This is a genomic window from Polaribacter litorisediminis, from assembly GCF_019968605.1.
Taxonomy (GTDB): Bacteria; Bacteroidota; Bacteroidia; order Flavobacteriales; family Flavobacteriaceae; genus Polaribacter; species Polaribacter litorisediminis.
In genome coordinates this window covers 1,540,501-1,564,426 of the sequence record NZ_CP082966.1, presented here as the reverse complement: position 1 = coordinate 1,564,426, position 23,926 = coordinate 1,540,501, and the positions used below count along the sequence as shown (strand labels likewise).

19 protein-coding genes are annotated in these 23,926 nt (G+C 31.3%); 12 read left to right on the top strand and 7 right to left on the bottom strand.

The window, feature by feature from the left end; genetic code table 11:
* Positions 1-222 precede the first annotated feature (222 nt).
* The 3 genes from K8354_RS06725 to gcvT form a co-directional block, all read right to left on the bottom strand.
* Positions 223-1,221, bottom strand: coding sequence for a metal-dependent hydrolase (locus tag K8354_RS06725; protein ID WP_223446576.1), 999 nt, complete (start codon positions 1,219-1,221; stop codon positions 223-225).
* Positions 1,222-1,311: 90 nt separating this feature from the next.
* Entirely contained in the window at positions 1,312-2,427 is a 1,116-nt protein-coding gene (locus K8354_RS06720; RefSeq protein ID WP_223446573.1) for an SDR family oxidoreductase, read from the bottom strand.
* Between the two features lie 87 nt (positions 2,428-2,514).
* Positions 2,515-3,600 (bottom strand): glycine cleavage system aminomethyltransferase GcvT, encoded by a 1,086-nt coding sequence (gene gcvT, locus K8354_RS06715; protein ID WP_223446571.1) that lies wholly within the window; start codon positions 3,598-3,600, stop codon positions 2,515-2,517.
* Positions 3,601-3,729: 129 nt separating this feature from the next.
* Here gcvT and K8354_RS06710 point away from each other — a divergent pair, with 129 nt between their 5' ends.
* The 6 genes from K8354_RS06710 (at position 3,730) to K8354_RS06685 (ending at position 9,932) form a co-directional block, all read left to right on the top strand.
* Positions 3,730-5,358 carry an aminopeptidase P N-terminal domain-containing protein gene (locus K8354_RS06710; RefSeq protein WP_223446569.1) on the top strand — a complete coding sequence of 543 codons (1,629 nt, stop codon included), beginning with the start codon at positions 3,730-3,732 and terminating at the stop codon, positions 5,356-5,358.
* Positions 5,358-6,023, top strand: coding sequence for an NAD(P)H-binding protein (locus K8354_RS06705; RefSeq protein WP_223446568.1), 666 nt, complete (start codon positions 5,358-5,360; stop codon positions 6,021-6,023). Before K8354_RS06710 ends, K8354_RS06705 begins: the two co-directional genes overlap by 1 nt.
* On the top strand, positions 6,024-6,245 hold the full coding sequence (locus K8354_RS06700; protein WP_223446566.1) for a VF530 family protein: 222 nt from the start codon (positions 6,024-6,026) through the stop codon (positions 6,243-6,245).
* A 127-nt stretch (positions 6,246-6,372) separates the two neighbouring features.
* Positions 6,373-6,594 (top strand): PLDc N-terminal domain-containing protein, encoded by a 222-nt coding sequence (locus tag K8354_RS06695; RefSeq protein WP_367890423.1) that lies wholly within the window; start codon positions 6,373-6,375, stop codon positions 6,592-6,594.
* Between the two features lie 292 nt (positions 6,595-6,886).
* Positions 6,887-9,109 (top strand): S9 family peptidase, encoded by a 2,223-nt coding sequence (locus K8354_RS06690; protein ID WP_223446564.1) that lies wholly within the window; start codon positions 6,887-6,889, stop codon positions 9,107-9,109.
* 112 nt (positions 9,110-9,221) lie between these two features.
* Positions 9,222-9,932, top strand: a complete 711-nt coding sequence (locus tag K8354_RS06685; RefSeq protein ID WP_223446562.1) for a DUF4488 domain-containing protein — start codon at positions 9,222-9,224, stop codon at positions 9,930-9,932.
* A 224-nt stretch (positions 9,933-10,156) separates the two neighbouring features.
* Here K8354_RS06685 and K8354_RS06680 read toward each other — a convergent pair whose 3' ends face one another.
* Complete coding sequence (locus K8354_RS06680) at positions 10,157-12,499, bottom strand: DNA topoisomerase 3 (RefSeq protein ID WP_223446561.1); 2,343 nt, start codon at positions 12,497-12,499, stop codon at positions 10,157-10,159.
* Between the two features lie 132 nt (positions 12,500-12,631).
* On the opposite strand from K8354_RS06680, the gene K8354_RS06675 reads away from it, so the two are divergent.
* On the top strand, positions 12,632-13,210 hold the full coding sequence (locus K8354_RS06675; protein ID WP_223446559.1) for an AbiV family abortive infection protein: 579 nt from the start codon (positions 12,632-12,634) through the stop codon (positions 13,208-13,210).
* Between the two features lie 6 nt (positions 13,211-13,216).
* On the opposite strand, the gene K8354_RS06670 is transcribed toward K8354_RS06675, so the two are convergent.
* The 3 genes from K8354_RS06670 to lysA form a co-directional block, all read right to left on the bottom strand.
* A complete protein-coding gene (locus K8354_RS06670) occupies positions 13,217-15,340 on the bottom strand; it encodes a Tex family protein (protein WP_223446557.1) in 2,124 nt (707 codons plus the stop codon).
* 285 nt (positions 15,341-15,625) lie between these two features.
* Positions 15,626-16,138, bottom strand: a complete 513-nt coding sequence (locus tag K8354_RS06665) for a GNAT family N-acetyltransferase (protein ID WP_223446555.1) — start codon at positions 16,136-16,138, stop codon at positions 15,626-15,628.
* An 84-nt stretch (positions 16,139-16,222) separates the two neighbouring features.
* Positions 16,223-17,467, bottom strand: a complete 1,245-nt coding sequence (gene lysA, locus K8354_RS06660) for a diaminopimelate decarboxylase (RefSeq protein WP_223446553.1) — start codon at positions 17,465-17,467, stop codon at positions 16,223-16,225.
* Between the two features lie 253 nt (positions 17,468-17,720).
* Between lysA and K8354_RS06655 the strand changes: the two genes are divergently transcribed.
* The 5 genes from K8354_RS06655 (at position 17,721) to K8354_RS06635 (ending at position 23,895) form a co-directional block, all read left to right on the top strand.
* Positions 17,721-19,589 carry a DNA topoisomerase IV subunit B gene (locus tag K8354_RS06655; protein WP_223446551.1) on the top strand — a complete coding sequence of 623 codons (1,869 nt, stop codon included), beginning with the start codon at positions 17,721-17,723 and terminating at the stop codon, positions 19,587-19,589.
* A 172-nt stretch (positions 19,590-19,761) separates the two neighbouring features.
* Positions 19,762-19,956 carry a hypothetical protein gene (locus K8354_RS06650; RefSeq protein WP_223446549.1) on the top strand — a complete coding sequence of 65 codons (195 nt, stop codon included), beginning with the start codon at positions 19,762-19,764 and terminating at the stop codon, positions 19,954-19,956.
* 131 nt (positions 19,957-20,087) lie between these two features.
* On the top strand, positions 20,088-20,222 hold the full coding sequence (locus K8354_RS18660) for an ORF6N domain-containing protein (RefSeq protein ID WP_223446547.1): 135 nt from the start codon (positions 20,088-20,090) through the stop codon (positions 20,220-20,222).
* A gap of 569 nt (positions 20,223-20,791) precedes the next feature.
* Positions 20,792-23,515, top strand: a complete 2,724-nt coding sequence (locus K8354_RS06640; protein WP_223446545.1) for a DNA gyrase/topoisomerase IV subunit A — start codon at positions 20,792-20,794, stop codon at positions 23,513-23,515.
* A 44-nt stretch (positions 23,516-23,559) separates the two neighbouring features.
* Positions 23,560-23,895, top strand: coding sequence for a DUF2834 domain-containing protein (locus K8354_RS06635; protein WP_223446543.1), 336 nt, complete (start codon positions 23,560-23,562; stop codon positions 23,893-23,895).
* Positions 23,896-23,926: the final 31 nt, after the last annotated feature.

The following is a 23,926-nucleotide window of genomic DNA, read 5'->3' as shown; positions in this document are numbered from 1 at the left end:
TTAATTCAATCTTTTAATTTAGTTTTTTTTAAAACTTTAGCAGTTCAATTTTTTGAGTATTCAGTTTTAGTTTTGGTGCTTTTTTCTTTATTAGTGTTGATAAGCAATGTAAGGAATCGGGTAAAAAAGTTAAAAGTGATTCGAATCAAATCAATATCATAACAAATTTTTTAAGAATAGATTTCTATAATTATTATAGGATAAAAAGAATTTTTAGAAATCTCAATTTCCTTTAATTCTAATCCATAAATCGGATAATAATTTTTTACCTTCTTGTTTTTCTTTAGTCTCCTCCATAAAAAAGGGTGTTCCTTCTTCATCTAACTCAATTGCATATTTAAAAACAAAATTTTTGGCATTCGTTTGAATGCTTAAAACACCAAATCGTAAATCATTAAAATATAAAACGTTATTTAGCTCATTAATGGTGTAAAAACCTTTAGAAATTTTAATCATTCTTTTTATTTTTGGATGATTCGCTAAATCGCCCAATAAATGATGATTTTTTGGATACCTAGAAAATTGAATCGGATTTTTATCAAAAAAAGAATTATATCCGATTAAAAAAGAATTTTCGGTTTCTACATTTGCAGTCCACAGAATAGTATTTAGAGGCGTTGGTTTTACTGTAAATGCTTTATAATGGATATTTTGGTTTTTAAGTTCTTGACTAAAATTTTGATACGCAAACCACTTTAAAAATAAAGTAAGTATCAAATAACTACTGCTAACAAATAGCCCTAAATTATTATAAACACGTCTTTTTTTCGCTTCCTTTTTTTGACGCATTGCTAAAATTAAAAAAACTAAAAAGGGAATTGTATATAAAGGATCAACTACAAAAATATTTTTAAAAGCTAATCTAATATCTAAAGGCCAAAAAAGTTGTGTTCCCCAAGTTGTTTGTGCATCTAAAATAGAATGTGTTAAAAATGCCCAAAAGAAAAGCCAAGACCAATCTTTTATGTTTTTATAACGCTCGTATCTACTTACAATGAAAGCAAAAATGGGTGCAAAAACAACCGAGAAAAAAATAGAGTGGGTAAAACCTCGGTGCATTTCTAATGCAGTAACTGTATCTGTAAAAAATGAGGATATGACATCTAAATCCGGAATTGTACCTGCAATGGCACCATATAGCATGGCTTTGTTGCCAATTTTTCTACCGAGAACAGCTTCGCCAACAGCGGCACCTAAAACAATTTGAGTTAATGAATCCAATAAATAGAAATATTTTTTGTGTTAAAGTAATTTTTTTAGTGGAGTATAGGCAACAAAAGAAGATTTTTTTTTTAAATCTAAATAGGAATATTAATAACTTTTTTTAAATTCCTTTTCCACTGAAAAATGAATCAGTTTCATAAAGTTGTCATGAACTCCTAGATTTTTCGCTAACTTTAATGAGTTGATTAGCTTTAATATTTGCGCGGGCTCAAACTGTAAATCTGGAACAGAAACATATTTTTCGAAAATAAATCCAATGGTTTTATAATATAATTGCTCAAAAGCATTAAGATTTTTTGGTTTATCCTCCACATATTCAAAAGAATTGATTTTAAAATAGTCTAAATAATTCTCTACATAATCCGTATGCAATATTTGTTTAGGATTTATAATATTAAGTTCCTTGATAGTGGGGTTTAAAAAAGCATATAAAATCGCTTTTGCAACAAAATCTACAGGAACAATATTTAAACCACTTTTTTTATCTATCCAAACTCTAAAATTATCTTTTGATTTGTGTGCATATTTTGCTAGAAACATCGCTAATGAATAAAAAACATCAAATTTTGGAGTTTCATACAAAGGAAATTCTATCAACCGACCACAAATAATACTAGGTCTTAAAATTTGACAATGTATCTTTTTAAGTTTACATGTTTTCTTTACAAAGATTTCACTTTTATATTTCGATTCCTCATAAGGATTTCTAAAAGTAGAAACTTGGTAATTTTCAATTTGTTCATCGACCTTTTCTTTTTGAATACCAAAAGAATATGCAGTGCTGATATAAATAAAACGATTAACCGCTTGGGGTAATTGTTCTAAAAGATGTTTGGTAATCAAGTAATTTTCTGTGTGCACTTTTTCTTTAGAATCGTTGGTGTGTAACAAACTTGTAGACCCTGCACAGTGTATAACAGTGTCAAAACTATAGTTTTCTATTGTTTTTTTGTTGATGTCAGATAAGTTACCAGCGATTAAAGTAACTTTTTGCAAACACTCCTTTAAGGTAAATTGATTTAAAAATGCTGGGCGAGATGGATCTTGTAAAATATCGAGTAAACGTTGCTTTGCAGGTTTGGCGCTATCTCTTATAATGACAAAAAGATGATTTACAGATTGCTCAACAATGGCTTTTCGAATCCATTCAAAAAGTATATGACTTCCTACAATTCCGCCACCACCTGTCAGTAAACAATTCATACTTTATTTTTTTGAAAATTCTGAAAATAAAAGGCCTTTTGCAATAAAAAACCTCACAAACTTTGTGAGGTTTTACATCGAGTAACTTTATCCTTTATAAAATGGTAATTTCACAATTGTTGCGGGAATCGCTTTTTTACGAACTTGAATGTAAATTTGAGTTCCTAATTTTGCAAAGGAAGTAGGTACATATCCCATACCAATCCCTTTTCCTAAATTAGGACTCATGGTTCCAGAAGTTACGTTACCGATGACATTTCCATTACCGTCTACAATGTCGTACCCTTGTCTTGGTATGCCTCTTTCATTTAGCTCAAAAGCAACCAATCTTCTTTCAGGTTTTTCTGCTTTTTGTTTTGCTAAAGCATCAGCATTTACAAAATCTTTCGTAAATTTTGTAATCCATCCTAGACCTGCTTCAATGGGAGAAGTAGTATCATCAATATCATTTCCATACAAACAATACCCCATTTCTAAACGCAAAGTATCTCTTGCGGCTAAACCAATTGGCTTGATACCAAAATCTGCTCCTGCCTCAAATACTTTATTCCAAATCTGTTCAACTTCAGAATTTTTACAATAAATCTCAAATCCTCCAGAACCTGTATATCCAGTTGCCGAAATAATAACATGCTCAATTCCTGCAAAATCACCAACCTTAAATTTATAAAAAGGAATGTCTGCTAAGTCTAAAGAAGATAAAGACTGCATTGCCTCAACTGCTTTTGGCCCTTGAATGGCTAATAAAGAATAATCGTCTGACAAATCTTTTAAGTCAGCTTTAAATGCTGAATTATATTTAGAAATCCAATTCCAATCTTTTTCAATATTTGATGCATTTACGACCAATAAATATTGATGCTCTTTTATGCGGTAACAGATTAAATCATCTACGATTCCATTTTCCTCATTTGGGAAACAGCTATATTGAGCATCACCAATTGCCAATTTAGAAGCATCATTAGAGGTTACTTTTTGAATCAATGCCAAAGCATTTTCTCCAGAAACTAAAAACTCTCCCATATGACTTACATCAAAAACTCCTACAGATTCCCTAACAGTAAGATGTTCTGCGGTAACACCTTCATAAGATACCGGCATATTATAACCGGCAAAAGGCACTATTTTTGCTCCTAAATTTTCGTGAACGTGATGTAATGCTATATTTTTCATTTGATAATTCTTTAAATTTCGGCTAAATTATTGAAAAATTCATAATAACCTAGCAATAAAAATCTGTAAATATTCACAAATAAAAAAGAAATAATATTACTTTTGAGAAAACATCTAAAAAATACCAGCATGAAGTTTTTTAAAATTCTTATAGTTACCTTTTTATTTTTATCAACAAAACTTATTTCGCAAACGCCAACGGACTTTTTGTCCAAAGAATTTCACAAAGATAGACGAGAGGTTTTAAGGTCTAAAATGCCTGAAAATTCAGTTTCCGTAGTATTTTCTAATTCCATAAGAAATCGAGCGAATGATGTGGATTATGTTTTTCATCAAGATCCAAACTTCTATTATTTAACAGGATATAGAGAGCCTAATGCAGTTTTGGTCGTGTTTTCTGAAGATCAAACGGATGAAAATGGAAACTCGTATAACGAAATTTTATATGTGCAAAAAAGAAACAAAAGAGCAGAACAATGGAATGGTAAACGTTTAGGAGTTGAAGGCGCCAAAAATGAACTAGGATTTGATTTAGCTTTTAATGGTATTGATTTTATCAATTCTAAAATTGATTTCAAAAAGTTTGACAAAGTTTTTATTGAGGGTAAATTTAAAGATGATCATAGAAACTCTAATGATAATGCAGATGTTTTTAAATTAGTAAAGAGTTTTAAGCAAAAGTCTGGGTATAATCCTGCAATTTTTTTATCTCCAATGAAAAAATATTTTTACAGTCTTATAAAAGAAACTACACCAGAAAAAAGAGAAGAAACAGTTGCTAGAATTAAAGGTCTTCAAGAGCAATATTCCGAATTAAAAGAAGACAAGTTTATTCAAAATTATATAAATGCTTCTGATGAAAAATTAGCTCAAGACTATCAACAAAAAGTTAGTTTAGCGCTTCAGCCACAAACAAATATTGATTTAGATTTTTTTCCTTCTCAAATGGCAACTATGAGAGAAATAAAAACGGAAGAAGAAATGAAACTATTAACGAAGGCTGTCCGTATTTCAGCAATTGGACAAGTTGAGGTAATGAAAGCCATGAAACCTCACATGTCTGAAGTAGAATTGCAAGGTATTCATGAATTTGTTTATAAAAAATATGGCGCGGAATATGAAGGCTATCCTTCAATTGTGGGTGCTGGAAACAACGGATGTATTTTACATTACATAGAAAATAATAAAACTAAGGTGGGTAATGATTTGGTTTTAATGGATTTAGGAGCAGAATATAGAGGTTTTACCGCAGATGTAACTAGAACAATTCCTGCCAGTGGGAAATTTACTCCAGAACAAAAAGCGATTTATGATTTGGTCTATGCTGGACAGGAAGCTGGTATTGCAAAATATGTAATAGGAGAGAAAATGAGCACTCCAAGAGCTACTGCAGAAAAATTAATTAATGAAGGATTGGTAAAATTAGGGATTATTAAATCTGTTGATGAAGAGCATCCTTATATGCCGCATGGAACATCACACCACATTGGATTAGATGTGCATGATCCAGGTAATTATGAAACTTTTGAGAAAAATATGGTAGTTACTATGGAGCCCGGAGTTTATATTCCTGAAGGAAGTCCTTGTGATAAAAAATGGTGGGGAATAGCAGTAAGAATTGAAGATGATATTTTAGTTACTGATGGAAAACCTGTAAATTTATCAGGAGAAGCTCCTAGAAAATCAGAAGAAATTGAAAAAATGATGGCAAAAAAATCAGTTTTAAATGATTTTGTTTTACCAGATTTAGATAAATAATGAACAAAACAGCCATAATTTTAGGAGCTACAGGTTTAACAGGAGGTATGCTCTTAGAGCAATTGATAGCAGATAAAAACTATAGCACTATTAAATTATTTTCTAGAAATTCTGTAGCAAACTCATCAGAAAAAATAGAAGAATTTATAGTTGATCTTTTAAATTTAGAGACCTCTGCAAAAGATTTTACGGCAGACGAAGTCTTTTGTTGTATTGGCACAACTGCCGCTAAAACAAAAGATAAAAATCGTTACAAAGCTATTGATTTCGGAATTCCTGTAGCTGCGGCAAAACTTGCTAAAAAGAATCATATACAAACTTTTGTAGTGATGTCTTCTATGGGTGCAAACGAAAACAGCACTGTTTTTTACAATAAAACAAAAGGCGAAATGGAACGTACTATTTTACAACAAAACATTCAAAACACCTATATTGTAAGACCTTCTTTAATTGGCGGAAATCGTGATGAAAATAGAGTAGGAGAACGAATTGCTAAAGGAGTTATGAGTTTATTAAACCCACTGTTTGTTGGCGGATTCAAAAAATATAAAATGATTCATCCGAAAACAATTGCTATTGCCATGAAAAAGCTGGCGAATCATCCACAAAATCAAACTATTTTTAGTTCTAATGAACTAGAAGAAATTGCTAAATCTAAAAAATAAATGAGTAAAGAACAACCCAATAACCCACTTCATGGAATAAAACTAGCAACCATGTTAGAAGAATTATTTCTTGAATATGGTTGGGAAGAAATGGGAGACCTACTAAACATTAATGCCTTTAAAAATAACCCAACCTACAAATCGAGTTTAAAGTTTTTAAGAACAACACCTTGGGCAAGAGCTAAAGTAGAACAGTTGTATTTAGACATGATTAGCAAATGAAAAAGAACATACAATTAACTTGGTCTCACTGTATCATTCAAAAAGAAAAGAGACTATTTTTCTGATATATAAACTTGAATTTAAGTTTTACATGATGAATTAAAAAAGATGAACTAAATATTATTTTATGGAAACACTAATTTCTGAATTTTCTCTAGGGCTTATAATAATGCAAATATCGTTTCTTGTTTCAATTCTACTTTCGATTTATTGCTTAATAAATTTACTGAAGCATAAGTTTGAGAATAATGATAAACTAATTTGGATTTTAGTAGTCATATTTCTTCCTATTTTAGGTTCAATCTTGTATTTGTCTATTGGGAAGCGTAAAAAGTTAAATATTCACTAAGATTATAATGAAGACAAATCGAACTCTTAAAGAACTTAATAATTGTTGATTGCTTATAATGAAGAATTGTATTTTTTTACCATTTTGGGGAATCCCTCAAATACTGAGCCTTGGGGTTGGTAAATGAATGTTCATCACATAGTTATTAGCTGCTTTTTATTACTTAAGCGCATTAGGTTCATCGGAGTTTTAAAGCCAATTACTTAAATTTACAAGATTTTCTGCTACATTTCTTGGTTCGAAATTTATTTAGTACTTTGAAAGATTAGTATTTGTTATTAAAATTTTATCAATGAAACATTCCCAAACTTCTAAAATTCCATTTATGAAAAGTAAACTTATTCCTCTATTCTTATTTTTAGTTCTTTTAATAAGCACCAAAGGACAAGGACAAAACGCTAGAACATATTCAAATGCAGATTATGATCGTGCAGCAGCAACGCTATCAGTAAATACAAATAAATTGATAGATAATAATATAAGACCAAGGTGGTTGCCAGATGGCAGACTTTGGTATCGATCATTGACTGAAAATAAAATGGAATTCAAGTTGTTTGACCCTAAAAATAAGGAGCAAATACTAGCAGATTCTCAAAAGGAATTATTCGAGAAAGCGAATGTTTCAGTAGATAAAAAAGGGGGATCTTATACAGAGATATTGTCACCAGATGGCAAGTATGTGGCTTTTATTAAAGATTGGAATTTATATTTAAAAGAAGTAGCAACAGGCAAAGAAATCGCCTTAACCAAAGATGGTGTAAAAGATTTTGGTTATGCAACCGACAATGCTGGTTGGAAACATAGTGATCGACCTATTTTGAGTTGGTCTCCTGATTCGAAAAAAATAGCAACATTTCAGCAAGATCAAAGACATGTAAGCAACATGTATTTGGTGAAGACTAAAGTAGGTGCACCAGAGTTAAAAGAGTGGAAATATCCTATTCCTGGAGATTCAGCCATCATTCGTATTCATAGAGTGATCATTGATATTCATAAAGATCCAAAAATAATTAAATTAAAAATGGCCTCTGATGCGAGACGTGGAACATTATGTGATGATATTTCATGCGAAGGTGGTTTTGATGATGTGGCTTGGAGTGAAGATAGCAAACAACTTGTTTTTGTGTCTACAAGTCGTGATCATAAACAAGAAAATATAAGAATAGCCAATACAGAAACAGGGGAAGTTAAAGATATTTTTGAAGAAACTGTAGCTACGCAATATGAATCTGGTCAAGGAGGAATCAATTGGAGGTACTTCTCAAAAACTAATGAGATAATCTGGTATTCAGAAAAAAGTGACTGGGGGCATTTATACTTGTATGACGCCAACACTGGAGTTGTAAAAAATCAGATTACTAATGGAGATTATGTAGTTCGTGAAATTGTAAAAATCGATGAGAAAAATCGTAAAATTTATTTTATAGCAAGTCATCATGAAGGAAAAGACAATCCTTATTTTAGTTATTTGTATCAAGTTGACTTTAATGGTAAAAAGTTAAAGTTATTAACGCCAGAAATAGGACATCACAGCATTAATGTATCTCCTAACGGAAATTATTTTATTGATTCCTATTCGCAGGCGGATGTACCACCTATACATCAAGTAAAAAACATCAAAGGCAAACTAGTAAGTGTTTTAGAAAAGACGGATATTTCAAGATTGAAAGCGACAGGATGGAAACCTGCAACTCCATTTAAAGTAAAATCAGGCAATGGGGAGTGGGATTTATATGGGCTTTTATACACTCCTAAGGAAATAAAAGCTGATGAGAAATTACCAGTGATTGTTTATATATATCCTGGTCCTCAGGGAGGTAGTGTTGGCTCATGGAGTTTTCGTGCTTCAAGGGGAGATAATCAAGCACTAGCTGAATTGGGTTTTGTTGTTGTGCAAATTGAAGGGAGTTGTAATCCAAATAGATCAAAATCTTTTCATGATGCATGTTATGGAAACATGGGAGAAAATACCTTGTCAGATCAGATTTCAGGGTTGAAACAATTGCAAGACAAATACAAGTTTCTAGATTTGGAGAAAGTCGGAATTTGGGGACACTCAGGAGGTGGTTTTGCAACTGCAGCAGCAATGTTCCAATATCCTGATTTTTTCAAAGTAGGAATTTCAGAATCAGGAAACCATGATAACAGAAATTACGAAGACGATTGGGGAGAGCGTTATATAGGTCTGGAGACTTTTGATAATGATGGCGTATCAAACTATGAAAAACAAGCAAATCAGACGCTTGCTAAAAATTTAAAAGGAAAATTATTACTCATTCATGGAGGTATGGATGATAATGTGCCTCCTTATAATTCTTATTTGGTAGCCGATGCGTTGATTAAAGCGAATAAAGATTTCGATTTTATCTTGCTTCCAAATGCCAGACATGGCTATGGTAGAGATAGTTATTATATTATGCGCAGACGCTGGGATTATTTTTTAAAGTATCTTATGAAAGCCAATCCACCAAAAGAATATAAAATCGAAATGAGTCAAGATCCAAGAGTTAAATAAATAAATAAATAATCAATTATATTGTTTTTAATAATCAATTTTAAAATAAAGAAGTAGAAGAGCTAATTAATAATTGCTATGAAAATATGGAAGTTACTAAAAACATACATGCATGAAAAAAATAATTTTATCTCTCATTAGTATTACCTTTTCTTTGATGCTTCAATCCCAGGGAATTATTGGTGCATGGGAAGGCTCTTCTACTTCTAAAAACGGAGAATTATTAAAAACAGTCGTAATTTTTTCAAATGGTTATCAAGTAGCTACAACTTATGATGCTACTACTGGTAAATTTATAAATAGCAATGGAGGTAAATGGAAACTAGAGGGTAATATGATGACTGAAGAAATTGAGTTTCATACAGACAACCCCGATCTTGTTGGAGCACAAGTAAGTTTTAAAGTACGTATTACAAACGATGAAATAGAAATAATTGACCGTAATTCTAAATTAAAAAGATTAGATAATGGCTCACCAGGAAAATTACAAGGAGCTTGGTTAATGTCTGGTAGAATTAGAGATGGTAAAACTCAGTTAAGGGATACAAGTAAACCAAGAAAAACTATGAAAATTTTATCAGGAACTCGGTTTCAATGGATAGCATACAATACCGAAACAAAACAGTTTATGGGAACGGGAGGAGGAACTTATACTACTAAAAACGGAAAATATACAGAAAATATCGAGTTCTTTTCTAAAGACGATTCTAAAACAGGACGTAGTTTAAAGTTTGATTATGAATTGATTGATGGTACTTGGCATCATTCAGGCTTGTCAAGCAAAGGGAGTCCAATTCATGAAATTTGGAGTATTAGAGAATAATATTTTTTGCAAAATTTTTAAAACATCAGAATTTAATCGTTAATACTAAACGATTCTTATGAAGGTAATCCTATTGAAAATAAGCAAGCCCTATTGGATGTTTACATAGAAAAACGTAGTATTATTTCTTATGGAATTCCCATGAAAAAGGGAATCTATAGAATGTTTAAGAAAATTAATTTAAAATTGTAAATTACTAGCTTAGGAGAAATAATAATTGTAATTTATGATGAAATAATCTCCAAAACCAATTCTTTCGTTAATGGTTTTCCGTTAGCAATTTTTTTGATATTTTCAAATTTAAATACAAAATCACAGCCATTTTTATAATTAGAGCAACCATAAGCCGTTTTACCTTTTAAAACGGTTCCTTTTTTACATTTAGGACAGAGAATTTTATCAGAAGATTTTTTAACTAAATTCGAATTGCTGAGCTGTTTTTTAGGTGCTAACTTTAAATTAAAATCCTCATCAAATCGAATTAAACCTTCTACCTTTTGATCATTGAAAACAAAACCTTTTAGGTTGGTGGTACAACCCTTATCAATCAATCTTATTATTTGATTTTCTGAAATCTTTTTATCATAGATCTTAAACGGAATCTTTAAATTACAATTGCTTTTGTATTCCGAACAGCCAAAAGCGGAAGATCCTTTTAAAAGTTGTCCTTTTTTGCATTTTGGGCAGGTTTTTCCAACAACTTCTTTTTTTGATGTTGCTTTCGATTTGGTTTTTGAAACTGCGGATTGATTCAATTCATTGCCCTTTGGCATACCATTAGAATTTGAAGAGATCCGTTTTTTAGAAGTGTTAGAGCGTACTTCATACACCAAATCATCGACCATTTTTTTCATGTTTTTGATAAAAGTTCCTGCATTGAATTCTCCTCTCTCAATTTCTTTTAAACGCTTTTCCCAGCGTCCAGTTAATTCAGCAGATTTTAACAATTCATTGTCAATTATATTGATTAAATCGATACCAGTTTGGGTAGGTAATACTAATTTTTTCTTGCGTTCAATGTACTTTCGTCGAAATAAAGTTTCTATAATACTCGCTCTTGTAGAAGGCCTACCGATTCCGTTTTCTTTCATCAATTCTCGCATCTCATCATCATCAACTTGCTTTCCGGCAGTTTCCATGGCACGTAATAAACTTGCCTCGGTAAAATTTCTTGGCGGCTTTGTTTCTTTTTCTAAAAACGAAGGTTCGTGAGGTCCTTTTTCACCTTTTACAAAGGAGGGTAAAGTTGCTTGCTCGTTTAATTCTTTTTTAGCTTTGCTTTCTTCGGTCTCAAAAGCCACTCGCCAGCCCTTTGTTAAAATTTCTTTTCCCGTTGTTTTAAAAGGAACATTGGCAGCTTTACCAATTACAGACGTATTTGAAACCTCTGAATCAGGATAAAAAACAGCAATAAATCTGCGAGTAATAATGTCGTAAACTCGTTGTTGATTGTATTGCAAATTTCCTTGAATTCCGGTGGGAATAATGGCATGGTGATCGGTTACTTTGGTATCATCAAAAATACGTTTTGTTTTCTTTATTTTTTTACCTAAAAGCGGTTGTGTTAAGGCACTATAATTCGTCAATTTCGATAAAATACCTGCAATTTTTGGATATACGTCATTCGGTAAAAAAGTGGTATCAACTCTTGGGTAGGTTACTACTTTCATTTCGTATAACTTCTGAACCATTTTAAGGGTTTCATCCGCAGAAAATCCGAATTTATTATTGCAATACACTTGTAAACCTGTTAAATCGAATAATTTAGGAGCGTAATCTTTTCCTTTCTTTTTGGTGACGGATACTATTTCAAAGTCAGATTCTTTTACTTTATTGGCTAATACTTGTCCGTCTTCTTCTTTTAAAAAACGACCATCTTCGTAATTAAAAAGCGTACTTCTATAGGTAGTTTGCAATTCCCAATACGGTTCTGGTTTAAAATTTTGAATTTCAAAATACCTATTTACGAGCATTGCTAGGGTAGGAGTTTGCACTCTACCTACCGACAAAACTTGCTTGTAACCGCCAAATTTTATGGTGTATAAACGGGTTGCATTTAAGCCTAAAAGCCAATCTCCAATCGCTCTAGAATATCCTGCATAGTACAAATTATCATATTTTTTAGACGATTCTAAATTATTAAAGCCTTCTTTGATAGCCTCTTCCGTTAACGATGAAATCCAGAGTCTTTGTACTTCGCCTTTATAACCACATTGATTGATGACCCAACGCTGAATGAGTTCTCCTTCTGTTCCTGCATCCCCACAATTAATGACCACAGTAGCTTTATCAAACAAAGATTTTACAATGCTGAATTGTTTTTTAATTCCTGCATCGCCGGTAACTTTGGTGTCAAAACGTTCTGGCAACATTGGGAGATTATTCATATCCCAACTTTTCCAGTGAGGTTTGTAATCTTTGGGTTCTAAAAGTGTGCATAAATGTCCAAATGTATAGGTTACAGCATAGCCGTTTCCTTCGTAAAAACCATCACGTTTTGTGTTGGCTCCTAGAATGTTAGCGATTTCTCTTGCTACAGATGGTTTCTCTGCGATACAGACTTTCAATATTGGTTGATTTTATAAGGTCGAAATTAATGAAAAAACAAAAAATATTAAGCCTATATTTTTAAGTAGATTATAATTTTATAAACAATTTTGTTATAATATAATTTCATTTAAATTTATACAAAAAAGATAATGGTTCATTTAGATAAAGAAGAAATTAAAACTGGAATTCACAAATGCTTTAATAACTCTAAATCATTGCTCGATGATGCAGATTATTTATTTGATGGTAATCGAATTGCAAGAGCTTATGCAATTTATGTTTTATGTATTGAAGAAATTCAGAAAGCGAATATTTTATTTAGAATTCTTTTAGAAAAAGAAACGAATAAAAATTTCACAAAAGAAGATAAAGAATACTACTCCAAATTTTTTTCAAGTCATACTTTAAAAATTAAAGGAGCAGCTGCTCAAAGTTTAGATTACAATGATTTTGCAGAAAAATATAATTTGAATAAAGTAAAAACGGCAAAAGAAATTAGGAATGAGTTTTATAATCCAAAACAAAAAGATATTTCCAAACAAAATGGTTTTTATGTCAGTTTGGTTCATAAAAAATTTGAAGAACCAAAGGATTTGATAAAAATAGAAAATTGTAAAAAAGTACAACAAGAAGCAAAACTAAGTTTTGTTCAATCAAGACATTTTAAAGAAATGTATTTTACTTCCCCAGAAGTTTTTATTAGAAAATTTTCAAATGAAGATTTTTAACTTTTATCACTTCACCAAAGCCAATTGAATTCTTTTTCTCACAACATCCACCTCCAACACTTTTACAATAATTTGTTGTTGTAAAGACACAATTGAATTCACGTCTTTTACAAAAGTATCTGATAAATTTGAAACGTGAATTAAACCACTTTCTTTAATTCCGATATCTACAAAACAACCAAAATTGGTAATGTTGTTGACAATTCCTGGTAATAATTGACCAATTCTTACATCAGAAATTGTTTTAATGTTTGCATCAAAAGAAAACACTTTCGCTTTTGCTCTTGGGTCAACTCCAGGCTTCTCTAATTCTTTGATAATATCTTTCAGAGTAGGTAAACCAATGGTTTCTGTGCAATATTTTTGAAGATTAATTTTTTGAAGGATTTCTTTATTTCCTAAGATATCCGCAACTTTAGTTTTTAAATCTTTCGCCATTTTATCAACCAAAACATAACTTTCTGGATGCACCCCAGAATCATCTAACGGGTTTTCCCCGTTTTTAATTCGTAAAAAACCAGCAGCTTGTTCAAATGCTTTTCCGCCCAAACGAGGTACTTTTTTAATTTCATTTCTTGATAAAAAAGAACCATTTTCATTTCTATACTTCACAATATTTTCTGCTAGTTTAGGGCCAATTCCAGAAACATAACTTAACAAAGATTCGCTTGCCGTATTAATATTTACACCCACCGTATTTACACAACTTTCAACAGTAGTATCTAAAGATTTTTTAAGTTTGGTTTGATCAACATCATGCTGATATTGTCCAACTCCAATCGATTTTGCATCAATTTTTACCAATTCTGCTAAAGGATCTTGCAATCTTCTACCAATAGAAACAGCGCCACGAACAGTAACATCGTAATTTGGGAATTCATCTCGTGCAATTTTAGAAGCAGAATAAATGGATGCTCCAGCTTCACTTACCACAAAAACATCAACAGGATTTTTAAACTGAATTTTCTTCACCAATTGTTCCGTTTCTCGTGAGGCAGTTCCATTTCCAATAGCAATGGCTTCAATTTTATGAGCTTCCACTAAGAAGTTAATTTTTTTTATGGCCTCAATGGTTTGTTTTTGAGGTTCGTGAGGAAAAATGTTTTCATTATGTTTTAATTCTCCTTGTTCATTTAAACAAACAATTTTACAGCCAGATCTAAATCCAGGATCAATTGCCAAGACTCGTTTTTCACCTAAAGGCGAGCCCAATAATAATTGCTTTAAGTTTTTAGCAAATACTAAAATGGCATTTTCATCTGCTTTTTCTTTGGCAATTGACAAAGCTTCATTAGATAAAGAAGGAAATAATAACCGTTTAAAAGCATCTTTAATTGCCAATTCAATTTGAGTAGCACATGCGTTTTGAGTTTTAATAATTCGATTCTCAATTCTCTGTAACATTCTTTCTGCATCAATTTCTATTTTCACGCGAATAAAACCTTCATTTTCTGCTCTTAAAATTGCCAACAATCTGTGTGATGGAATTCTGTTTAAAGATTCGCTCCAGTCAAAATAATCTTTGAACTTTTGGGCTTTTTCATCTTCCTTTTTTGCTTTTATTATTTTGGATGAAATGGTTGCAAAACGCTCTAATTCTCTTCGAATAGTATTTCTAATATCTGTGCGTTCATTTATCCATTCTGCAATGATAAAACGAGCGCCTTCTAATGCGTGCTCAATATTTTCAACTTCCTTAGATGTATATTTTGAGGCCGTGTTTTCTAAATCATTTACGCGCTGACTCATAATCATTTTTGCCAAGGGTTCTAAACCTTGTAAACGTGCCGTTTCTGCCTTGGTTTTTCGCTTTTTCTTATAGGGTAAATACATGTCTTCTAGTTCAATTAAATCTCTAGAATTGTTTATTTTCAACGTTAGCTCTTGTGTTAAAACACCTTGTTCTTCTAACGCTTTTAAAATTGCTTTTTTTCGTTTTTCTAACCCTTCAAAAAGCTCTTTAAATTTTACAATTTCTCCAATTTGAACTTCATCTAAATTACCCGTCATTTCTTTTCTATATCTACTGATAAAAGGAATTGTAGCATCTTCATTTAAAAGAGAAATGGTGTTTTCTATGGCTTTTGATGAAAGTTGCGTTTGTTGAATTATATATGGAAGAATTTGCATTTTTATATTAAATTTTAAAGAAAAAAAAATCCTCATAAAATTAAATTTATGAGGATGTAAATATACTTTTATTTTGTGTTTGGATATGATGAATATAAAACTTCTCGGTGCAATTTTTCTTTATACGCCAAAAAAAACATTCGAAGTTACATCATTTTCTTACTGATGCATTTAAATATTTACCCATTGTCACATCGAGTGAAATTCTTTCAATTTGAGTAATTTATTCGATTATAAATGAAATTAAATTGTATACAGAATAAGAATTTTGTGTCGAGATGTTTTTTATGCAATTACTTTCTCAAAAGCCAAACGTTTTGCCTTATAGTTTGTGTAAATAATTCCACAATATCGATACCCTAATTTTTTAAGTAAAGATTGCATTCCTATGTTTTTTTCATGGGTATCAATCTTTAAACTTTGTATGTTTTGAGCTTTTAATTGCTGATGAAATTCGTTGAACATAAAAGTAGCCAAACCCAATTGTCTAAATTCTTTTTTGATGGCCATTCTATGGATAACACCATAAGGTTCATCTTCATTTACAATCCAATTACCATCAATTACTTTATATGTAGGTTCTTTTTCACAGGTAAACATGGACGTAGCAATAACTTCATTATTTTCATGAACAACCACATAACTTTCTTCTTTTTGGATATCATTTTCAACTTGATCAGCATTCGGATAACCATTTTGCCATTGATCAATTTTTTGAGATGCTAAATATTGTTTTGCATCATCAATAAGGGTCATAATATTCGGAATATCATCCGCAGTAGATCGTCTAATTTTCATCAAAAAGTAGTTTAAAAAGTTTAGCCACAAATTCACTAAAATAATTTATGAATTTGTGGCTAAAATAATTATTTCTAGAAGTTTTTAGGCAGTAATTGCTTCTTTTTTAAGTGCATTATTTGTTGAAAACTCTACAACTTCTTGATTACGCAGAATATCTTCAATTGTTTGTCTTTTTCTAATTAAATAATCTTTTCCTTTATACAGCATTACTTCGGCTGGTTGATAACGAGAATTGTAATTGGATGCCATAGAAAAACAATACGCCCCAGCATTGTGGAAACACAATACATCTTCTTCTGAAATTTCTGAAATCCTTCGGTTAGAACCAAAGGTATCTGTTTCACAAATATAGCCAACCACTGAGTAGTAGCGATCTCTTCCTGTAGGATTTGAAATATTGGTGATTTGATGGTAAGAATCATACATCATAGGTCTTACCAAATGGTTAAAACCTGAATCTACATGGGCAAATACTGTAGAAGTTGTTTGTTTTACAACATTTACTTTGGCAAGAAAAACACCCGCTTCAGAAACTAAAAATTTTCCTGGCTCAAACATTAAGGTGATCTCTTTTCCGTATTCAACACAAAATTCATTGAATCTTTCTGATAATTGCAAACCTAATTGCTCAATATCTGTAGAAATATCGCCTTCTTTATAAGGAACTTTAAACCCGCTTCCGAAATCAATAAAATCAATATTTTCGAATTGTTTTGCTACATCAAACAAAATTTCTGTGGCACGTAAAAAAGTATCAATATCTAAAATATCAGAACCTGTGTGCATGTGAATTCCGTTGATATTCATCCCAGTATTTTCTACAACACGTTTAATATGTGGTACTTGATGAATTGAAATTCCGAATTTAGAATCAATATGACCTACAGAAATTTTAGAATTTCCACCTGCCATAATATGTGGATTGATCCGCACACAAACCGGAATTTCTGGATGCTTTTGTCCGAATAATTCTAAAATTGAAAGATTATCAATATTTATTTGAACACCTAATTTTGCAACGTCTTCAATCTCTGTTAAAGAAACCCCGTTGGGTGTAAAAATAATTTTCTTCGGATCAATTCCAGTAGTCAATCCTAAGTGTACTTCTTGAATAGAAACAGTATCTAAACCGGCACCTAAATTTTTAAAAAATTTTAAAATATTAATGTTAGAAAGTGCTTTTACCGCATAATTGAGTTTTAAATTTTTTACGCTATTAAAAGCATTTGTTAATCTATTATATTGCGATTCAATTTTATCTGTATCATATACATATAAAGGACTTCCGTATGTATTTGCTAATTCTAAAAGTTGTGTTCTTTCCACGATTTATCATTTATTTAGATTTCAAAAGTAATCAAATTGTTATATAAATTTCAATTTGTTTAAAAATACAACAAATTGTTTTTTATTGTGATTTTTAGCAGCTATTGGGTTTTAGCTTATTTGTTAAAAGTGAAGAGCGAAGGCAATAAAAACCGTTGAAATCATGTTGATAACTAATTCTTTTTGTCTTTCCTTTTTTCTAATGAGATGGCTATCTTGTGATTCCTTAAACTTAATTACTGTAAGACATTACATGACTCAAGAAACCAAATATACAGAAGATAATATTAGATCATTAGACTGGAAAGAGCATATTAGAATGCGCCCTGGTATGTATATTGGTAAATTAGGTGATGGTTCTTCTGCAGATGATGGCATTTATATTTTAGTCAAAGAAGTGCTAGACAATTCTATTGATGAATATGTGATGGGCGCAGGGAAAACTATCGAAATCTCTATTCAAGGAAGTAAAGTTACGGTTAGAGATTATGGTCGGGGAATTCCTCTAGGAAAAGTGGTTGATGTAGTTTCTAAAATGAACACTGGAGGGAAATACGACTCCAAAGCTTTTAAAAAATCAGTGGGTTTAAATGGTGTTGGTACAAAAGCTGTAAACGCCCTTTCGTCTTTTTTTAGAGTTGAATCTTCTAGAGAAGGGAAATCTGCTTCGGCGGAATTTAGCCAAGGAAATTTACAAAATCAAGAGTTTTTAGAAGAAACATCTCGTAGAAAAGGAACCAAAGTTTCTTTTATCCCAGATGAAGAAATCTTTAAAAAATACAAGTACCGAAATGAATATGTAGCAAAAATGCTAAAGTATTACGTGTATTTAAATCCTGGTTTAACGATTATTTTTAATGGTGAAAAATTTTTATCCAAAAATGGATTGAAAGATTTGTTGGAAGATAATAACAATAAGGATGATATGTTATATCCTATTATTCACTTAAAAGGCGATGATATTGAAGTTGCGATTACGCACAGTAAAACGCAATATTCAGAAGAGTACCATTCTTTTGTAAACGGGCAATATACCACCCAAGGAGGTACACATCAGGCAGCGTTTAGAGAATCTATTGTAAAAACAATTCGTGATTTCTACGGAAAAAGTTTTGAAGCTTCGGATATTCGAAAATCCGTAATTTCTGCGATTGCCATTAAAGTCATGGAACCTGTTTTCGAAAGTCAGACGAAAACGAAACTAGGTTCTACCGAAATGGGAGGAGAGTTGCCAACGGTGAGAACCTATATTAATGATTTTGTAAAAACAAAACTGGATAATTTTCTTCATAGAAATCCAGAAGTGGCAGACAAACTTCAGCGGAAAATAGTTCAAGCAGAAAAAGAACGGAAAGAACTTTCTGGGATTCGGAAATTAGCGAGAGATAGAGCAAAAAAATCAAGTTTGCATAACAAAAAATTGCGAGATTGTAGAATTCATTTGGGCGATATTAAAAAAGAAAATTATTTAGAAACTACTTTATTTATTACCGAGGGAGATTCTGCTTCGGGTTCCATCACAAAATCTAGGAATGTAAACACACAAGCTGTTTTTAGTCTAAAAGGAAAGCCTTTAAATTCTTTTGGATTGAGTAAAAAGATTGTATACGAGAATGAAGAGTTTAATTTATTACAAGCGGCATTAAATATTGAAGATGGCTTAGAAGATTTGCGTTATAATAACATTGTAATTGCCACAGATGCTGATGTAGATGGCATGCATATTCGATTATTATTGATCACTTTTTTTCTCCAATTTTTCCCGGAATTAATCAAAGAAGGTCATTTATATATTTTGGAAACGCCACTTTTTAGAGTGAGAAATAAAAAGCAAACGTTTTATTGTTATTCTGATGAAGAAAAACGAGAAGCTATACAAAAATTAAAAGGCAAACCAGAAATTACACGTTTTAAGGGTTTGGGTGAAATTTCGCCTAATGAATTTGTGCATTTTATTGGTAATGATATTCGTTTAGATCCTGTTATGTTAGACAAAGAAATACCGATTGAGCAAATGTTGCAGTTTTATATGGGAAAAAATACCCCTGATAGACAAAAATTTATTATTGAGAATTTAAAGATAGAGTTAGATACTATTGAAGAGGAAGCAAGTCTATCTTAAATACTTTTGGAAAGAAAGGATTTTGTAGCAAGTTTCTGGATAAAATATCAATGTTCATGAAGACCTCACAGGTTTTTGAAACCTGAGAGGTTTTGTAAGACTTAAATTAGAATTCACAATTTATGGTTTTATCAATCTTTCTAAAACTAAATTTTAAAGGTTAAATTAAATTATGTTGAAGAAAAAATATAATAAAAAACTAATTAAGAATATTTTTACAGTAATGTTTGGTTTGGTATTGCTATTCTGGTTGTTTCAAATCGATTGGAATAACTTATCAAGCAGAACAAATTCTGGACTTTTTTTTGGCGTTTTAGCAGGTGCATTGTTTATTATTTCAATGCAGCTTAAAAATAAAGATGAATAACTTTTAGAGATGAGTTTGCAAATTGCGACCTCATGTCTAAAAAGATAAAAAAATAACTTGAAGAGCTATTTTAATACTTCAAGATAAAAAAATGAAAGAATAAAATCTATTTGATACGTGATTAAAAGGTAATGTTAGATAGAGATTTGGCGGAATTATATCGAGTAGAAACAAGAGTTTTAAAACAAGCAGTCAAAAGAAAATTAAATCGTTTTCAAGATGATTTTATGTTTGAACTAGCTAAAATTGGAAATCACAATTTGTGACCTCCAATTCTTATAAGATGGGTTTACGATATGCTCCAATAGTCTTTACAGAATAAGGAGTTGCAATTTTGTTAAGTGTTTTGAATAGTGATAGCGCAATTGCAGTAAATATTAAAATTAGAAATGTCATTGCGAGGAACGAAGCAATCTGTTAATTAATTACGAGATTGCCACAGAAAGTGAAAACTTTCTTTGCAATGACAAAAAAAAGAACAAAAGTTGATTATAAAAAAGATATAGAATAAAACAAAAAGTTGGCAAATGTGCTGGGTTAGGGATTGAAGTGGTATTCTTTTTATTGTAGTTCGAGTGAATTTGTGAAGAATAAACAAATTTGTATCGAGAACAAAATAAAAAGATAGAACGTAAAGCCCGACCTTTTTAGGGAACGCCCAATATGAATTAACTATAATCTTATCCTAAATCCTTTTCAAAGTAAAGGACTTTTAGCAAGTTTGTGAAAAGAAGCAAACTTCTATAAAAATAAAATTTGAGGTTTAAGAATACATCCTCAAGAGTATAAATCAAACAAGCTAAATTTCCTCTTTGGGGAATTAAAAGGGGGCTAAATGAGTGAAGAAATAAACGAAAACGAACACGAAGAGGAATTAACGAACGAAGGTGAACAATTAGAATCACCCCAAGAAGAAACCATTACCAAAGTTACAGGCATGTACAAAGAGTGGTTTTTAGATTATGCGTCTTATGTAATTTTAGAAAGAGCGGTGCCGTCTTTAGAAGACGGCTTAAAACCAGTGCAACGTAGAATTATGCATTCTATGAAAGATTTAGACGATGGTCGTTACAATAAAGTAGCGAATATTGTTGGGCACACAATGCAGTACCATCCGCATGGAGATGCCTCAATTGCAGATGCCATGGTGCAAATTGGTCAGAAAGAATTGTTGATTGATATGCAAGGAAATTGGGGAAATATTCTCACCGGAGACCGAGCTGCTGCCTCTCGTTACATTGAAGCTCGCTTATCTAAATTTGCTTTAGATGTTGTTTTTAATTCAAAAACAACAGATTGGAAAATGTCTTATGACGGCCGTAGAAAAGAACCGATAGATTTACCTGTAAAATTCCCTTTATTATTAGCGCAAGGTGCAGAGGGAATTGCTGTAGGTTTATCAACCAAAATATTACCCCATAATTTTATTGAATTGATTGATGCTTCTATTAAATATTTAAAAGGAAGAAGTTTTAAAATAGTTCCTGATTTTTTAACTGGAGGAATTGCAGATTTTACCAATTATAACGACGGAAAAAGAGGAGGAAAGGTTCGTGTAAGAGCAAAAATTGCACAACAAGATAAAAAAACCTTAATTATCAGTGAAATTCCATTTGGAACGACTACAACTTCTTTAATTGACAGCATTATAAAAGCAAATGAAAAAGGTAAAATAAAAATTAAAAAAATTGAAGACAATACTGCAGCAGAAGTAGAAATTTTAGTGCATTTACCGCCTAATGTATCTCCTGATAAAAGTATTGATGCTTTGTATGCCTTTACAAATTGTGAGAGTTCCATATCTCCTTTGGCTTGCACCATTGAAAATGATACGCCTGTTTTTGTGGGAGTTTCAGAAATGTTAAAACATTCTACAGATTTAACGGTTGATTTACTGAAAAAAGAATTAGAAATTCAATTAAATGAGCTGGAAGAACAATGGCATTTTTCATCTTTAGAAAGAATATTTATAGAAAATAGAATTTATCGAGATATCGAAGAAGAAGAAACTTGGGATGGCGTTATTGCGGCTATAGACAAAGGTTTACAACCACATATACAGCATTTAAAACGTGCAATTACTGTGGAAGATATTACGCGTTTAACTGAAATTAAAATTAAAAAAATATCAAAATTTGATATTGATAAAGCAAAGCAATTCATTGACAGTTTAGAAGAGAAAATAGCCGTTGTTAAAGATCATTTAGCTAACTTAATTGAATTTGCAATAAATTATTTTAAAAGATTAAAAGATACGTACGGAAAAGGAAAAGAACGCAAAACTGAAATCCGAATTTTTGATGATATTGTGGCATCAAAAGTGGCTATGAATAACACTAAATTATACGTGAATAGGGCAGAAGGCTTTATCGGAACTTCCTTGAAAAGAGATGAATTTGTGACCGATTGTTCAGACATCGATGATATTATCATTTTCAGAAAAGATGGAGGCATGATGGTTTCAAAAATTGATTCTAAAACCTTTGTAGGTAAAGATATCATTCATGTGGCAGTCTTTAAAAAGAAAGATAGGCGCACAGTTTACAATTATATGTATCGAGATGGTGCACGTGGCGCTAGTTATATGAAACGTTTTAATGTTACCTCGGTTACGCGTGACAAAGAATATAATTTAGCGGGTAAAAACAAAGGATCTGTTGTTCATTATTTTTCAGCAAATCCAAACGGAGAAGCAGAAGTTGTGACCATAAATTTACGTTCTGTGGGAACTATAAAAAAATTGAAATGGGATATTGATTTTGCTGATTTAGGTGTAAAAGGTAGAGCAATTCGTGGTAATATTATTACGAAATTTTCAATTAAAAGTATCGATTTTAAATCCGCAGGAGTTTCTACCTTAAAACCTCGTAAAATTTGGTTTGATGATGCTGTGCAACGTTTAAATGTTGATGAAAGAGGGGAGTTGTTGGGCGAATTTAAAGCTGAAGATAAACTATTAATTATTACACAAAGTGGAAAAGCCAAGGCTGTAAAACCTGATTTGGCGATGCATTTCGAAGATGATATGATTGTGTTAGAAAAATGGAACCCAAATAAACCTATTTCTGCAATTTATTTTGATGGTGAAAAAGAACGCTATTATGTAAAACGTTTCTTGATTGAAACCATAGAAAAAGAAGAAGAGTTTATTTCTAATCATCCAAAAAGTCAGTTAGAAATTGTAGCCACAGATTATAGACCTGTTGCAGAAATTCAGTTTTCTAAAAGAAGTTTAGAAAATGAAAAAATAAATTTTGAGGAGTTTATTGCTGTAAAAGGAATAAAAGCACAAGGAAATCAATTGACTACAGATAGAATTAAAAATGTAAATTTATTAGATTCTTTGCCTTTTGAAGAACCAAAAGAAGAAACTTCCGAAGAAATAGAAGTTGTAGATGAAGAAGTTATTGATGAGAAATTGCCAATTGACACACCAGTTATTGAAAAACCTTCAACATTAGATACGCAGGCTAAAGAAGAAAAAAAGCAAGCACTTTTAAAGAAAGCCATTCAGAAGAAAAAAGACAATAATGATGAGAATCAGCAAAAGTTGTTTTAGAATTTAACGTTACCCAAACCTTTGAGGTTTAATACTCACGAAAAATGAAATTAAAACACATCTATTTACTATTAGCAATATTAGGAATTTGTTACACTTGGTACTACAATATTCAATATTTTAATACTGTAGAAAATGCAAATTTGATTGGTTTTTTTCAAGATGCCCAGCAAAATTTTGCAGGAAAATCGTTTGGAGCAGATTTAACAGTAGTTTGCTTCACTTTTTTTGCTTTTATGATTCCGGAATCTTTACGACTAAAAGTTAAATTTTGGTGGGTTTTAATTCCGTTAACATTTTTAATCGCTGTCGCTTTTACCTTTCCGCTGTTTTTATATATGCGTGAAAATTCTTTAGAGAAATTAAAGCTGAAATCATAAAAAAATAGGATTAATTGGTGGGATTACTCCA

What these genes read in the sequence shown, in the direction of transcription:
- K8354_RS06670 (WP_223446557.1), bottom strand. Translation starts at nt 15,340, where the DNA reads ATGCAAATTCTTCCATATATAATTCAACAAACGCAACTTTCATCAAAA.
- K8354_RS06720 (WP_223446573.1), bottom strand. Translation starts at nt 2,427, where the DNA reads ATGAATTGTTTACTGACAGGTGGTGGCGGAATTGTAGGAAGTCATATA.
- K8354_RS18660 (WP_223446547.1), top strand. Translation starts at nt 20,088, where the DNA reads ATGTTAGATAGAGATTTGGCGGAATTATATCGAGTAGAAACAAGAGTT.
- K8354_RS06700 (WP_223446566.1), top strand. Translation starts at nt 6,024, where the DNA reads ATGAGTAAAGAACAACCCAATAACCCACTTCATGGAATAAAACTAGCA.
- K8354_RS06655 (WP_223446551.1), top strand. Translation starts at nt 17,721, where the DNA reads ATGACTCAAGAAACCAAATATACAGAAGATAATATTAGATCATTAGAC.
- gcvT (WP_223446571.1), bottom strand. Translation starts at nt 3,600, where the DNA reads ATGAAAAATATAGCATTACATCACGTTCACGAAAATTTAGGAGCAAAA.
- K8354_RS06695 (WP_367890423.1), top strand. Translation starts at nt 6,373, where the DNA reads ATGGAAACACTAATTTCTGAATTTTCTCTAGGGCTTATAATAATGCAA.
- K8354_RS06675 (WP_223446559.1), top strand. Translation starts at nt 12,632, where the DNA reads ATGGTTCATTTAGATAAAGAAGAAATTAAAACTGGAATTCACAAATGC.
- K8354_RS06710 (WP_223446569.1), top strand. Translation starts at nt 3,730, where the DNA reads ATGAAGTTTTTTAAAATTCTTATAGTTACCTTTTTATTTTTATCAACA.
- K8354_RS06690 (WP_223446564.1), top strand. Translation starts at nt 6,887, where the DNA reads ATGAAACATTCCCAAACTTCTAAAATTCCATTTATGAAAAGTAAACTT.
- K8354_RS06665 (WP_223446555.1), bottom strand. Translation starts at nt 16,138, where the DNA reads ATGAAAATTAGACGATCTACTGCGGATGATATTCCGAATATTATGACC.
- K8354_RS06705 (WP_223446568.1), top strand. Translation starts at nt 5,358, where the DNA reads ATGAACAAAACAGCCATAATTTTAGGAGCTACAGGTTTAACAGGAGGT.
- K8354_RS06635 (WP_223446543.1), top strand. Translation starts at nt 23,560, where the DNA reads ATGAAATTAAAACACATCTATTTACTATTAGCAATATTAGGAATTTGT.
- K8354_RS06650 (WP_223446549.1), top strand. Translation starts at nt 19,762, where the DNA reads ATGTTGAAGAAAAAATATAATAAAAAACTAATTAAGAATATTTTTACA.
- K8354_RS06640 (WP_223446545.1), top strand. Translation starts at nt 20,792, where the DNA reads ATGAGTGAAGAAATAAACGAAAACGAACACGAAGAGGAATTAACGAAC.
- K8354_RS06685 (WP_223446562.1), top strand. Translation starts at nt 9,222, where the DNA reads ATGAAAAAAATAATTTTATCTCTCATTAGTATTACCTTTTCTTTGATG.